Origin of the sequence: Nocardia exalbida NBRC 100660 (assembly GCF_000308575.1) — a bacterium.
Taxonomy (GTDB): domain Bacteria; phylum Actinomycetota; class Actinomycetes; order Mycobacteriales; family Mycobacteriaceae; genus Nocardia; species Nocardia exalbida.
Genome location: NZ_BAFZ01000089.1, coordinates 101026 through 114711, shown reverse-complemented (window position 1 = coordinate 114711; position 13686 = coordinate 101026). Strand labels below are relative to the sequence as shown.

At 66.6% G+C, this 13686-nt stretch carries 11 protein-coding genes, 1 tRNA gene and 1 pseudogene; 9 read left to right on the top strand and 4 right to left on the bottom strand.

All coding sequences use genetic code 11. The features are described from left to right. The first annotated feature begins 164 nt into the window (after positions 1–164). Positions 165–237 (top strand) — tRNA-Ala (locus ON29_RS21350). A 420-nt stretch (positions 238–657) separates the two neighbouring features. Then, entirely contained in the window at positions 658–861 is a 204-nt protein-coding gene (locus ON29_RS21345) for a hypothetical protein (protein ID WP_040868818.1), read from the top strand. A 137-nt stretch (positions 862–998) separates the two neighbouring features. Here the strand turns inward: ON29_RS21345 and ON29_RS21340 are convergent, their stop codons facing one another. After that, complete coding sequence (locus ON29_RS21340) at positions 999–2075, bottom strand: helix-turn-helix domain-containing protein (RefSeq protein ID WP_245549049.1); 1077 nt, start codon at positions 2073–2075, stop codon at positions 999–1001. Between ON29_RS21340 and ON29_RS21335 the strand changes: the two genes are divergently transcribed. Then, positions 2026–2718 (top strand): alpha/beta fold hydrolase, encoded by a 693-nt coding sequence (locus tag ON29_RS21335; RefSeq protein ID WP_245549048.1) that lies wholly within the window; start codon positions 2026–2028, stop codon positions 2716–2718. The two genes, ON29_RS21340 and ON29_RS21335, sit on opposite strands and share 50 nt — an antisense overlap. Positions 2719–3133: 415 nt before the next feature. Here ON29_RS21335 and ON29_RS37955 read toward each other — a convergent pair whose 3' ends face one another. Beyond that, entirely contained in the window at positions 3134–3541 is a 408-nt protein-coding gene (locus ON29_RS37955) for a DesA/ISL3 alpha bundle tail domain-containing protein (protein WP_444543622.1), read from the bottom strand. 424 nt (positions 3542–3965) lie between these two features. On the opposite strand from ON29_RS37955, the gene ON29_RS21320 reads away from it, so the two are divergent. From ON29_RS21320 to ON29_RS21300, 5 genes and pseudogenes are all read left to right on the top strand, one after another. Then, positions 3966–5156 carry an NAD(P)/FAD-dependent oxidoreductase gene (locus ON29_RS21320; protein ID WP_040868810.1) on the top strand — a complete coding sequence of 397 codons (1191 nt, stop codon included), beginning with the start codon at positions 3966–3968 and terminating at the stop codon, positions 5154–5156. 64 nt (positions 5157–5220) lie between these two features. After that, a pseudogene (locus ON29_RS21315) lies at positions 5221–6158 on the top strand (RNA polymerase sigma-70 factor). A gap of 35 nt (positions 6159–6193) precedes the next feature. After that, positions 6194–7228 carry a hypothetical protein gene (locus tag ON29_RS21310; protein WP_051175435.1) on the top strand — a complete coding sequence of 345 codons (1035 nt, stop codon included), beginning with the start codon at positions 6194–6196 and terminating at the stop codon, positions 7226–7228. A gap of 707 nt (positions 7229–7935) precedes the next feature. After that, positions 7936–8784 (top strand): alpha/beta hydrolase, encoded by an 849-nt coding sequence (locus ON29_RS21305; RefSeq protein ID WP_083863950.1) that lies wholly within the window; start codon positions 7936–7938, stop codon positions 8782–8784. A gap of 180 nt (positions 8785–8964) precedes the next feature. Then, entirely contained in the window at positions 8965–9777 is an 813-nt protein-coding gene (locus tag ON29_RS21300) for a DUF1206 domain-containing protein (protein ID WP_040868807.1), read from the top strand. Between the two features lie 6 nt (positions 9778–9783). Here the strand turns inward: ON29_RS21300 and ON29_RS21295 are convergent, their stop codons facing one another. Next, positions 9784–10674 (bottom strand): class I SAM-dependent methyltransferase, encoded by an 891-nt coding sequence (locus ON29_RS21295; RefSeq protein WP_040868805.1) that lies wholly within the window; start codon positions 10672–10674, stop codon positions 9784–9786. Between the two features lie 17 nt (positions 10675–10691). After that, positions 10692–12056: a flavin monoamine oxidase family protein gene (locus ON29_RS21290; protein ID WP_040868803.1), complete on the bottom strand. Its 1365-nt coding sequence runs from the start codon at positions 12054–12056 to the stop codon at positions 10692–10694. A gap of 231 nt (positions 12057–12287) precedes the next feature. On the opposite strand from ON29_RS21290, the gene ON29_RS21285 reads away from it, so the two are divergent. Further along, positions 12288–13535, top strand: coding sequence for a cytochrome P450 (locus ON29_RS21285; RefSeq protein WP_040868802.1), 1248 nt, complete (start codon positions 12288–12290; stop codon positions 13533–13535). The last annotated feature ends 151 nt before the right edge of the window (positions 13536–13686 follow it).

The window sequence follows — 13686 nt, the reverse complement described above, 5'->3', positions numbered from 1 at the left end:
GCTATCGCCCTACGCCCTGATCGAAATTTGATTCGAACACGTGTTCGATACTAAGCCCATTCGTCCCCCTCTGTCACCCCCCGAATCGAGGCGATTTGGTCGCCGACATACCGTTGGTGTAACTTCATTCAAGCGCGGCCGGGAAGCCGGAGCGCAACCAACCAGGGGCTATGGCGCAGCTGGTAGCGCACCACACTGGCAGTGTGGGGGTCAGGGGTTCGAGTCCCCTTAGCTCCACAGAAATAGCAGGTCAGGCTCGGTTTTATACCGGGCCTGACCTTTTCTATTGAACCTGGCCCCCGTTTACCCCCCGGTTTGGCCCAGAAATCTTGGATGATGCCTCTGCCGTTGTGCTACCAGCGGAACGGTGGGACCTGATCCGGGTGCATGGCCGGGACCGGGAGTCATTGTGGCAGGTCGGACTGAGCTGTGGTCGTGATTCGGGCGCGCACTTTTGGGTCCATCGCGCTACATCGCAGTGGTTGCAATTGCTGCTCGTGTTCAATTGGGCCGGCGTAACTGGGAACTCGACTCGAAACGGGCGAAACCGCGCCCGTACGCGCTTTCATCAGCCGGGATTTCTGACGGCAGCCGCGCCGCCACCTCACAGATGTTGGTCACTCCGGCCGTGCGCTCGCCCCGTGCGAGAATCGCCCGATGGATGACTACACCACTCACAAGCAGCGCGCCGAGGCACTGCTCAGTGGCCTCACCGCCGGGGAGGCGGTCAGCGGAGCGGAGCGGCGGAACGTGATCGCTCAGGCGCAGGCACATGCTGCCCTCGCGCAGGCGGAAGCCCAGCGGGAGACCGCGGAGGCCATACGTGCACTTGGGGCGTTGCCGGCACGAAGCGCAGTCTGAACGAAGCAGACCAGCTCGCGACGGGATCGCGACTCCAGCAGATCTCGCGGACCGCATGCTGACCTCGCGGGACGAGTGCTCACTCCGGTCCTCATGTGCCCGCCGGATAGGCCGTCGATTTCGTTCGGCTGCGGGGATCAGGTTGTCGGCCAGGCGACTTCGTCGATCGCTAGCCACGGTGCCCTCGCGACGACGGTGGGGGTCATATCGGTAATCGCCTTGGTTCGACGGTGAAGATGGGATTGGTCGGCGTAGCCGGCCTCGACGGCGGTATCCGCAGGCGAGCGTCCTGTCGCCAGGAGGTGTGCGGCATGGTCGAAGCGGACGAGTTCGGATGCATACTTGGGCGAGACCCCGATATGGGTCCGGAAGCGAGACCAGAGTCGCTGGCGGGTCCAGCCGGTCTCTGCGGCAAGGGTCTCGATGCGGAGCAGGCCTCTGGTGCGGACGGTCTGGTCCCAGGCGTACGAGATCTCGGGTGCTACTCCGAATCCGCGAGGTACCCGGCTTCGGAGGAACGCGGCTGCGATTGCGAACCGGTCGTCCCACGACGGCGTCGAACGGAGTCGCTCGGTCAAGATGGCAGCGCAGCTGCCCCACAGCTCCGGCAGCGGTGTCACGGCGCCGCCGATGATGTCGGTGTCTCGGAGAATCGCTGCGGCGATGACGGGGGACACGCGGATCTGCAGGACGTCGCCGGCCCCTGCGCTGGTGATGCGTAAGGCGCCGGCATGGAGGCCGACGATCGCGTTCCCCGTGGCCGGGCGCCCGAGAACGTCGTAGACGACTCCGTGCTCGCTGAGATCGAGCAGGAGCGTGACCATGGGATGCGGGATCATCGTGATGTCAACGGGGGCAACGTCCTGGTACCGGAAACCCGCCATCTGGACTCCCGGAGTCGGTAGTCCGACCGGGACGGCGACGTCGACCCGACTCCAGTCCAATCCGCCCGTTGCGGTCATGCATCCCAGGCTAGCCGAGCGGGGTGACGTGACATTCGTCCAATACGGCGTGACGAGCCGCGACGAAGCTGTCGGTATGAGCGAATCGAGTCCCACCCAGACACGCGATGACACGACAGTCCGCGGATTACACGTCGTCATCGACGGGAACCCGGCGGCACCGCCCTTGTTACTCATCCACGGCTCGGGCGCAACCGGTTCGATGTGGGCGCCAGTGGTGCCGTCGCTCGCCACGAAGTACCGGGTGATCACGATCGACCTTCCGGGATGCGGCCGGTCCACGCCGGCGTCGACGTACGCCGTTCCGCAGCAGGCGGATCGGACTGCGACGGTGTTGGACGAGCTCGGCGTCCGAAATCTGAAGGTGGTCGGCCACTCCAGCGGAGGGTACGTCGCTACCGCCCTCGTGGAGCGTCGTCCAGACCTGGTCGGCGAGCTGGTCCTGGTCAGCACGGGGCCGAGTCACGCAGCGCTTCTCCCCGAGCCGGCGATCATCCGGGTACTCGCCTCGCCGCCCTTCGGTCCGCTCCTGTGGGCGATCCGTACCGACTCGATGATCCGCCGCGGACTGGCAGCGACAGCGGCGGCTCCGATCACCGTGCCCGACGGGGCTTTGGCCGACTTGCGAAGGACGTCCTATCGAGCTTTCCGCGCGATTCTCGCCGCCAACGGCGACTATATCGCCGAGCGGGCCGTGCCCCAGCGCCTCATCGACGCCGGAAAGCCCCTCCTCGTGATCTTCGGGGATTCCGACCCTCGTTGGGACCCTGCATCGGCGCATCAGTATGAGGTGGTGCCGGGCGCCAAGCTGGAATACCTTCGCGGAGTAGGGCATATCGCGATGCTCGAGGACCGCGACGCCCTCGCCCGCTTGATTCTCGACCGCGCACTCTAGGTCCTCCCGAACGTCCTGGCCAGCGGGGTATCCCCGCTCGGCGATCTAGCGAGTGAATCGGGCGCCGGGCGGCTTCGGCCGGGTGCCATTGCGCACGCTCGAGTGTCGTCATCACGGCGTCCTCCCGCTGACCATCCGGTGCACACCGGTAACCCCGCGCTTTCGTCGTCGAGGTGGCATCGGTGTCAGTCGCCGCGCCAGGCCGATCGTTGGTGTTGGGCTTGGCATACCTGTCAGCGCTCTTCGAAAATCGGATCTGGCACGCTTTCCGTGATTTCGCTGCTCTGGATGGTTCAGTCGCTGAGCAGGATGCGCTTGCGGAGCAGGTCGAGGTTGGCGCGACCAAACATCTGGCGTTTGATCATTTTGATGCGGTTGACGTGGCCTTCGACCGCGCCGCTGTTCCATTCCATGGTCAGCCCTGCAGTCGCGGCGTCTTGGTCGCGGCGTAGACCGCGAACGAGTGCAGGGCGGGGTGATCATCGGCGTCGACGGCTTTCATCCAGGCTTCCAGCTCGCTGCCGCGTCGGTGACGCATCATGTCGGCGAAGCCGCGGACATGGTCGGCCAGTGTCGCCAATTCAGGGCTGGCGGTGAGGATCGCGTCGAGTTGCCGCTGCTGGTCGGGTGTGAGGCCAGCGGGATCGGTCATGAGCCAGGACGTGACTCTCGCACTGTGGGCGGTTTGGGCGGTGTCCGCGCGACCTGGTCGCCGGTGCGGAACTGGTGCAGGTATTTCCGCAGGATCTTGTCGCTGCCGCGGTAGCCACGAGCCTTGATCTCGACGAACAGTTGAGTGGCGTTGGTGCAGCCCTCGTTCCACCGTTGGTGCAGATAGCGGTCGAGAGCGTAGGGGCAATAGAGACCGGGACCGGCTGAATATGTTGTTTTGCAACAAGTTCAGTGAAGCGGGGCGTCATTGATCGAAGGGGGATGACGGCTCGTGTCTCGGTCGGCTGGGTTGTTCGGCGCGGGCGGTCGCATTGCTCGGTGTGTGCTGCTCGAACGAGACAGCCCCCGATTTCCTGACAGCATTCATCAGTGACATGGATCAGTCTGGGTGGTTCGCCAGCGCTTGCCGACGGTGCGTTTAGTGCTACCTCCCGCGAGCGGATCGAGTCCCGCTCAACACCATGTGCCGAATCATGCGAACGGAACCACGGCCGGAGTGATCTGCCTCACAGACTGTCAGGAATCCGGTCGGTCCGGTGTCTTGTATTCGACCCGCTCGGAACGAAGGAGACACCATGGACAAGAACATCGATGTGGTCGTGATCGGCGGCGGATACGCCGGGGTGATGGCGGCCAATCGCTTGACGCAGCGCGACGGTGTGACGGTGACGGTGATCAATCCGCGGTCTGTCTTCGTCCCGCGGTTGCGTCTGCACCAACTGGTGGGCGGCACTCACGACGCGGTCGTCGACTACACCGAAATCCTGGCCGACGGTGTCCGGCTGGTCGTCGACAGCGTGACGCGGATCGACGCGACCGAGCGCAGCGTGACACTGGCCGAGGGCGGCACGATCGGCTACGACTACCTGATCTACGCGGTCGGCAGCGGCAATGCCGAGCCGCGAGTGCCGGGTGCGGCCGAGTTCGCGTACCCCATCGCGACTCTGGAGGCGGCGCAGCGGCTGCGGTCGGTGCTCTTCGATACGCCCATGACGGCGGCGGTGACGGTGATCGGGGGCGGACCGACCGGGATCGAGACCGCTGCGGAGCTGGCCGAGCAGGGCCGCAGCGTCACCCTGGTCTGTGGCGGGGTGCTCGGTCCGTACCTGCATCCGAAGGCTCGCCGCACGGCCCGCAAGTACTTCGCCAAGCTGGGCGTGAACGTTGTCGAAGGCCCCGATGCGGCGGTCACCGCGGTGACACGGGAGGCCGTGGAACTCGGCGACGGCCGGACGCTGGCGAGTGAAGTCACGATCTGGACGGCTGGGTTCGGGGTGCCCGACCTGGCCAGCCGCAGCGGATTGCGCGCTGATGTCGCCGGGCGACTGCTCACTGACGAGACGCTGACCAGCGTCGACGATGAGCGCATTGTTGCGGCGGGCGACTCGTCGGCACCGTCTGCCTTGCCGTTCCGGATGAGCGCCTATACCGCGTACTGCCTGGGAGCGCACGCCGCCGACACAGTGCTGCACCGGATCGCGGGTGAACAGGCCTCGCCGATCGATCTGTCGTTCCCCGCCATGTGCCTGAGCTTCGGGCGCGATGCTGGGATCTACCAGCTCGGCCACAAGGACGACACCGCGATGCGGCTGTACTTCAGCGGCTTCGCAGGCAGGAAGCTCAAGGAGTTCGCCTGCTCGGCAGGCATCAAGCACCTGGCGACCGAAGCGTACAAGCCCGGCTCACACCGCTGGTTCAAGGACGGTAAGCACCGGCCGATGCTGCTGCAGGCCCAGCGCGACAACGCAGCGGCGCCGATCGCGTAGGGATACCGAAATCACCGATCGCCGTCCGGTTGCCGGGGCCCGACGACCGACCTGGGAGAACTCCATGAACATCAAATACGAACCAGAGGGACGGCGGACGGGCCGCATTGGCGACCACGCCACTGTCGAGGCGACCGAAGCGTTTCTCGCGCACCGCAAACTGCTGTTCACCGTCGCCTACGAAATGCTCGGTTCGGTGGCCGACACCGACGACGTCCTGCAGGAAACGTGGCTGCGCTGGGTCGGCATCGATGCGGCGCATGCCGATGATCTACGCGCCTACCTGGTTCGGATCACCACCAGGCAGGCTCTCGACCGGCTGCGCTCGATGAAGCGCCGCCGGGAGTCCTACGTGGGCTCGTGGCTGCCGGAACCGCTGCTCACTACGCCGGATGTGGCCGCCGATGTCGAACTCTCCGAAAGCGTCTCGATGACGCTGATGCTCGTCCTCGAGACGCTGACCCCGACCGAACGAGCGGTCTTCGTGCTGCGTGAAGCGTTCGGGATCGGCTACGACGAGATCGCGGCGGCGGTCGACAAGACCCCCTCCGCCGTGCGCCAGATCGCCCACCGCGCCCGCCGCCACGTAGAGGCGCGCCGCCCGCGTCGCACTGTGTCCGCGCGACAGGCCGAAGTGACTCTCACGGCCTTCCAGCAGGCTCTCGAAAACCGGGATCTGCAGGGTCTAATCGACGTGCTCGCCTCCGACGTGGTGGCGATCAGCGATGGCGGCGGCATCAAACAGGCCACGCCCGGCCCGTTGTCGGCACCGACAAGGTGGCCCGATTCATCGTCGGCGGCCTCACTGAACGGGGCGTCACGCTCACTGTCGAGCCGACCGCGGTCAACGGTGGCCCGGCCCTGGCTCTGCACGTCGACGGGGAACTCGACGGCGTCATCGCACTGCGCGTCGAGTACGCCTTCATCACCGGCCTCTACTACGTCCGCAACCCGCAGAAGCTGACCCACATCGACACCGAGACCCCGCTCACGCTGCGATGAGCACCGGTCGCGGCCCCATCTTTCGAGGAGTAGACATGAACACCCCGGCGCCCTCCGCCACCGCCGTACCTGCGTCCCGATGGGCACTGGTGGCGGGAACCGTCGTCGTCCTCACCGCGATCGTCGGCGTCCTGCTCGTCGCCTTCGCCTGGCCATCGGCGCGCTCGTCGGTTCACGATGTCCCGATCGCCGTCGCCGGGCCGCCCACCGCCGTCGCGCAGATCCGCACCGCACTGGAACAACGGCTGCCGGGCGGTTTCGAGATCACCACGGTCCACGACACAGCGGCTGCTGAACGACTCATCAGAGACCGGCAGGTATACGGGGCGATCGACCTCAGTTCCGGCACGCCACAGGTCATCGTCGCTTCCGCCGCGAGCACCTCGGTCGCCCAAACGCTGCAGGCCATGGCGACCGGCCTCAGCCAGGCGGGCGGGACCAGCATCCCGATCGCTGTCCGCGATCTCGCCGCCCTGCCCGCCGACGATCCACGCGGCGCCGGGCTTGCAGCGGGTGCGCTGCCACTTGTCATGGGCGGTCTACTGGCCGCCGTGCTGCTGACCAGACTCGTGCACGGCACCATCCGGCGGGTCACTGGCGCACTGTCCTTCGCGGTCACCGGCGGCATGGCGGTGGCGGCGATTCTGCAGTACTGGCTCGGCTCACTGAGCGGGTCCTTTCCGGCCAATGCCGGTGCCATCGGCCTGGCCATCGCGGCCACCTCGCTGACCGTTCTCGGGCTCGAATCACTACTCGGATACGCCGGAATCGGGATCGGCGCGGTGGTCATGATGCTCGTCGGCAACCCCCTCTCGGGGACGGCGACCGCACCCGAGATGCTGCCCGGATGGTCGGGTGCGTTCGGCCAATTGCTGCCGCCCGGCGCCGGTGGCCGGTTGCTGCGGTCGACCGCCTTCTTCGACGGCCGCGGCGCCACCCACGCCGTGATCGTGCTGGCGGCTTGGGTCGCTCTCGGTGCAGTGCTGTGCCTGGTCGGCACCCTGCGCTCTGCCGGTGGAGGTCACTACTCGAATGCCGGGGTTGATCGGCAACCGGTGATGAATCGCTGACGGATCATGGAGCGACGGCACATCGGGCGGTGGCGGTCGCTCCCTCGACGGGCGTGGGCTTTCCTCTGGCATGAGACTCCGGCGGCGAGGTGCGAAACCCTCAGTACGCCAACGGCACTGGGGGTACGGTGAGTTACTGCATTCGAACTCGCCGTCGTTCGCGCCCGCGTGGAAGGCGGTCCGCCGCCGCCCGAGTACACGCCGATCGTGCGCTCGGCGTTCTGCCGGTCCGGGTTTCCGGGTCTTGTGCTTGCTGGAGGTTCGTACCAGCACAACCGCTTGATTGTGCGTTTCGGTGGGCACAAATCGTAGGTGAACGGTGAAATGGTGCCTTCGAGGAATCGACCCTGCGACGCCAAAAAACCGCCCTGGCCTGCGGAGACGCGGTCGAAATTCGGTGCCCTCGGCAGGACACGCAAAACATGGGCAACCGGAAAACGCCTGTTCATCGCGGATTACTATTCGATCTAACGATGGTGGCCAGCTGGTTCTGGAGGCGGATTTCGCCCTAGGTTGAGGAGTGAGGCGGTGGTCATCCTCGGGGTTGCGGCCCGTAGTGCTGGTCCGGCCCGATAGGCATCGGGGCGGACCAGCAGGCGCCACGGCTGGGTATCGGCCTGGACAGGCTTGCGATACATCTCGCGGATTGCGAGTGCCCACAGTGTGTCGGCGGCCTGTAGCACCGGTCGCCACGCTAAGCCCCGGCGGTGTTCGAACCGGTCGGATCCGATATCGCCGATGTGCCTATCGTGTCCCTGCCGGCGGTGACCGGTCGGTGCCGCGCTCTGCGCCGAGCGGTGCCGATCTCGTACTCGGCTGCCCGTCGCCGGTCGAGGGAAGACCTGCGCGACATTCCGCTCGTTCTCGGTGAATCGGACGGTCGGCCCAGGCAGTTGGTCAGTCAGCACCGCTACGCCGCGGATGTGGACGCGGCGCTCGCCTTCGCCCGTGCGCGGCCCGAGATCGATGCCGCCCGAATAGCGTTGTGGGGGACATCATTCGGCGCCAGTCACGTTCTGGCCGCGGCAACTCGCCATGACGATCTCGCGGCCGCGGTCGTGCAATGCCCCGTATTCAGCGGACGCGCGGTCGTCTCGCGCGCTGGTCTGCGGCATCTGCTCCGGTTCACCGCGCCGACCGCCTCCGATCTGATGCGCGCGGCGCTGGGCCTGCCCCGGCGGTACCTACCGATCGTCGGACGGCCGGGCGAACGCGCCTTCGTCAACCAGCCCGGCGCGCTCGAGGGATGGGAGTCGGTGACCCCATCTGGTTATCAGTTCGACAACCGCATCACCGCCGCGTCCGGGCTCGGCATGTTGTTCTACAACGCTGCGGCCAAGGCTTATCGTGTCCGATGCCCGCTCCTGGTGTGTGCCTGCGACCAGGAAAACCTCATCGATCCCGCCATCGCTGAACAAGTAGCCCGTGCTGTGCCGCAGTCGGTGCTCGAGCACTATGACGCCGACCATTTCACGGTGTATCACCCACCGGCCGTCGACCAGATCGTTCCTGACCAGATCGACTTCCTCCGCACGCATCTGACCCCGGGAAGGTAGGGGCTGGACGTCATGGGCGGATACCCGACCTGCTCGACCACGTCGCGGTGACCAGCGCAGACCGTGTTGGCAAGCAGGCGATCGCGAGTTCAGAGGTGGAGAGGTGCTTTCTCCGAAGACTTGGGTATCCGCTCGATGTCCTGCGGGCTTCGCGCCGTGGTACCTGGATGGAGGAGCAATATGACCCACACCGGTCTTTCCGACACCGCCGGTCGGATCGCCCAGAATGACACGTTCGCGCGGTTCGCCCGCGCGGGCTACGTCATGTCGGGCCTTGTTCATCTGCTGATCGGCTACATCGCCATCAGGCTCGCGCTCGGGGGCGGGGGGAGTGCCGATCAGTCGGGGGCGATGGCCGAACTGGCCGATAAACCGGGTGGGGTGGTCACGCTGTGGATCGGCGTGGTCGCGTTCGGGCTGATGGCGCTGTGGCGGCAGGCGGAGGCGGTGTTCGGGAAAGCGTCCGAGCCGGGCTCCGGCAGTTTGAAGTCCGAGGCGTTCGACCGGGTCAAGGCGCTCTCGCTGTCGGTGGTCTACCTCGCGTTCGCGATCACCGCTTTCCGCTTCGCGCGGGGCAGCGGACAGTCCAGCAGCAGTCAGAGCGTCGGGCTCACCGCGCGTCTGATGCAGCACACGGCGGGCGCGGTCGCTCTGGTCGTGGGCGGGCTGATCATCATCGGCGTGGGCGGCTACCACGTGTACAAGGGAGCGAGCCGGAACTTCCTCGATGACCTCCGAGGGACCCAGGGCGCCTTCGTGCGGCGGCTCGGCACCGTGGGATACATCGCGAAGGGACTCGCCGTCGCTGCGGTCGGGTTGCTGGTCATCCTCGCCGCGACGAAAGACGATCCGAACAAGTCCGCCGGGCTGGACGGAGCCTTGAAGACGCTCGGCGCGCAACCCTTCGGCGTGGCCCTGCTCCTCATCGCCGGATTGGGCATCATCACCTACGGGCTCTACAGCTTCGTCATGGCCCGCAGCGCCAAGATGTAGGGCCGGTCAACGCACCGCGGTCAGCAGCCGGGGCTGCCGCCACAGGTCGTCGAGTTCCTCGGGGAGGTCCGGGACCGATCGCCCGTAGGACGCGGCCAGCTCGCTCGGACTGAAGCAGCGCACCGACCAGCCGTGGCCGGACAACCATTGCGCGGGATCGGCCCGTTCGTCGTCGTAGAACAGTTCGGCCGGGTCGATGTCCCCGAACGGGTTGTAGCGGTCGAAGTACTTCGTCTCGATGCTCGCGAAGCGTTTGACGTCGACACCCGTCACGAAGCTCTCCACGGCGAGGTGGCTGCCGGGTGCGGAGAGCTGATCAATGTGCTCGAACAATCTGTCCTGCGCCGCGCCGGGCAAATAGGGCAGCAGCCCCTCGGCCGACCATGCGGTGGGCTCATCGGGGTGGAAGCCCGCGTCGCGCAGGGCGGCCGGCCAGTCCTCGCGCAGGTCCACCGGCACCGTGCGTCGGCGGGCCTTCGGTCGTGCGCCGTTCTCGGTGAGAACCTTCTCCTTGAACTCCAGGACTTTGGGCTGATCGATCTCGAACACCGTGGTCGCCGGGGGCCAGTCGAGACGATGCGCTCGCGCGTCCAATCCCGCCGCGACGATCACGGCTTGCCGAACGCCGTCCGCGACGGCCGACAGGAAGAACTCGTCGAAGAACTTGGTGCGCAAGCCCATGAACCCGGGAACCAGCGGCGTGTCCGCGAGCGGGGAGGGATCGGCCAGCAGACCGGTGAAATGCGGATGACCCGCGGCCGCCACGAACAGCGGCGCGTAATCGTCCTGGATCAAGGGATCGGGAGAGGCCGCCTCCAGCGCACGGAACGTCGCCACCCCCAGCGCGGTGAGCCCGACGCTACTGACGATGTCCCAGACGTCTCCATCGGTTCGCATACCGCACCCACTTCCCGTCAGCCCACTACGGCGGTCTCGTGTTCCAAGACTTCGCTGGCCGCGCGTTCGCCGGAGCGGATGGCCCCGTCGATCCAGCCGCACATCACCGCGGAACTCTCCGTGCCCGCCCAGTGGATGCGCCCGCACGGCTCGCGCAGCGCATGGCCGAATTGCGTGAGCACGCCGGTCGGCGCGTGGCTGAGCATCCCGCCGCCGGAGTACCGCTCGACGCTCCAGTTCTGCTCGATGTAGTCGACGGGTGCGCCCGCCTTGCGGCCGAACCGCTCGACGAGTGCGCCGAGTACCGCGCTTCTTCGTTCGGTTTCGTCGAGTCGGCCCACCTGTCGTGCGATGGGCCCCTCGATGATCACGCACAGCACCCCGGGGCGTCCGGTGTCCGTGCACGCGTCGATGGTGACCGTGGCGGGCGAGCCCGGGGCGACCGACTGTCCCGACAGGCCGTCGTCGCGCCAGAACGGTTCGTCGTACACCGCGGAGACCTTGATGATCGAGCCGCTCGGCATGCGCTGATGCAGGAACGATCGGTCTACCGGCAACATCGGCCGGTAGGAGATCTGGCCCGCGATCGCGAGGGGGACGGCCACGATCGCCCGGCGCGCGCGCACCGTCAGATCGGTCGCGCGGACCATGACTCCCTCGTCGTCCTGATGGATGCAGCGCACCGGCTGCGACAGGTGGATCGAATCGCCGAGTTCGGCCGTCATCGGCCGGTAGATCGCGCCCATGCCACCGACCGGCCGCGCGTCCTGCGCCGCGTCTTTGACGCCGAGGACGAAGCTCGGCCCGCCGCCCGACGCCATCTGGTACAGCACGAAAAGCAACGACACCTCCGAGGCCGCCGACGTGTAGCAGCCGGCTATGGCCGTCTCGAGCAGGTCGTGCGCGGGCTTGGACAGCACATTGCCTTCCAGCCAGTGCGCCAAGCTGACCTGATCCCACTTGTCGGCCTTCTTCGCCGACCACGGCGCTTCCAGGGGAACCGACTTGCACATATGCCCCAGTTCGAGGAATACCGCGCCGAGGTTCATCGCCGCCCACGGGCTCATGGTCCACGGGATGGTGCCGGTGTACCGGTGCTGCTTGCCGTCGACGACCATCATGGCCTCGCCGTCGGTGTACTGCTTGTAGCTCGGTACCCCGTACTCGGTCATCAGCGCCCGGACGCGGTCTTGGCCCGGCCCGATCCAGGCGCCGCCGAGATCGATCCACGACCCGTCGTCGCGCACTCGGGTGAACGCGCGCCCCCCGAGCCGGTCGCGCGCTTCCAGCAGCGCTACCGATCGTCCCGTTTGTTTCAGCCGCAGCGCGGCCGTCAGTCCCGCGAATCCCCCGCCGATTACGCAAAAGTCGACGTCTGTCATGGCGTGCCGTCCTCGTGTCGCAGTAGCGCGCACGGCCGCCGTGTCATCTGCGCTCGACCGGAGCACTCAGCACAGCGGGTGCATTCGCCTTCGATCAGGTCTACGCGTCGAATCTTGGGCAATTCTATAGCAAATTGCACCGGCCGGTCATCTCTCGCCATTTGCCGTACGGACGCTCGGCAAGCTGCCTACGCTTCGGATCTTGTTGTCCGACCGCCTGGAGCTCTTTCGATGACGATGTCCCCGTCCTCCGCGCACAGCCACGCGCCGCATGGTTCGCCGATCGATACCGACGGCCCGCGGATCCCTTTGTACTCCGCCGAATTCGCCGCGGACCCACACGCTGCCTATCGCGAGATGCGGGCGCGGTACGGCTCGCTGGCGCCGGTGGAACTGGCGCCGGATGTACCGGCGACCTTGGTGATCGGCTATCACGCCGCCGTGCGGATCGTGAACGACCCGGAGCACTTTCCGGCCGACCCCCGCGCGTGGCAGCAGGACATCGCCGCCGACTGCCCGGTGCTGCCGATGATGCAGTGGCGGCCCAACGCGTTGCGGAATGCCGGGGCCGAGCACGCCCGCTACCGGCAGGCCAACGTCGCGGGGCTGGAGAAGATCGACATGTACGGCTTGCGCGACACGGTCGCGCAGCTGGCGACGCCGCTGATCAACTCGTTCTGCGCGGACGGGTCCGCGGATGTGGTGCGCCAGTACGCGTTTCCGCTTTCCTTCGCGGTGCTGAACGCCATGCTGGGTTGCCCAGACGAGATCGCCCAGCGCGCCGCCACCGGCCTGGCCGCGATCTTCGAGGGTGTCGAGGCCGAGCGCGGGAACAAGATGCTCATCGATTCGCTGGGGGAGCTGACCGTGCTGAAACGGGCCGAACCCGGGGACGACATCGCCACGCGCATGCTCCGGCACCCGGCCGGGCTGAGCGACACCGAAATGGTGCACCAGCTGGGCACGCTGTACGGCGCAGGCATCGAGCCCCAGCAGAATCTGATCGTCAACACGCTGCTGCTGATCCTCACCGACGAGCGGTTCGGCGGCAGCGTGCTCGGCGGCAGCCTGTCCACCCGGGACGCTCTGGACGAGGTGCTGTTCAACGATCCGCCGATGGCGAACTTCTGCTTCAGCTTCCCGAAGCAGCCGATCCTCATCGACGACGTCTGGTTGCCCGCTCATCAACCGGTCGTGATCAGCATCGCCGCCTGCAACACCGATCCCGCGATCCGCGCCGGACAGTTCGCGGGCAATCGTGCCCATCTCGCGTTCGGCGGGGGTCCGCACGCGTGTCCGGCGAATTCGCTGGCCTATCTGATCGCCCAGGACGCGATCGATCAATTGCTCGACGCCTTGCCGGAGATCCGCCTCGCGGTAGAGCCCGGTGAACTGACCTGGCGGCCGGGCCCGTTCCATCGAGCGCTGACCGCTCTGCCGATCGTCTTCCCGGAGTCTTCGCCGTTGCCGCTGCTGTGAGCCGTGGGCAACCACTGGACGACGAGCGCGAGGGGTTTCATCAGCTCGAACTTGTAAGTTCGGCTTGCCGAACTTATTATCTCTGTGCATGAAGGTTCGGCTCCGCCGCGTGCTCGCTCGGTCTCCGCGTCGATGGGTGGCGGCAATGGCG

Bases quoted from the DNA above. Each gene is read 5' to 3' on its own strand.
- ON29_RS21335 (WP_245549048.1), top strand. From the start codon at position 2,026: ATGTGGGCGCCAGTGGTGCCGTCGCTCGCCACGAAGTACCGGGTGATC.
- ON29_RS21290 (WP_040868803.1), bottom strand. From the start codon at position 12,056: ATGACAGACGTCGACTTTTGCGTAATCGGCGGGGGATTCGCGGGACTG.
- ON29_RS21320 (WP_040868810.1), top strand. From the start codon at position 3,966: ATGGACAAGAACATCGATGTGGTCGTGATCGGCGGCGGATACGCCGGG.
- ON29_RS21300 (WP_040868807.1), top strand. From the start codon at position 8,965: ATGACCCACACCGGTCTTTCCGACACCGCCGGTCGGATCGCCCAGAAT.
- ON29_RS21345 (WP_040868818.1), top strand. From the start codon at position 658: ATGGATGACTACACCACTCACAAGCAGCGCGCCGAGGCACTGCTCAGT.
- ON29_RS21285 (WP_040868802.1), top strand. From the start codon at position 12,288: ATGACGATGTCCCCGTCCTCCGCGCACAGCCACGCGCCGCATGGTTCG.
- ON29_RS21295 (WP_040868805.1), bottom strand. From the start codon at position 10,674: ATGCGAACCGATGGAGACGTCTGGGACATCGTCAGTAGCGTCGGGCTC.
- ON29_RS21310 (WP_051175435.1), top strand. From the start codon at position 6,194: ATGAACACCCCGGCGCCCTCCGCCACCGCCGTACCTGCGTCCCGATGG.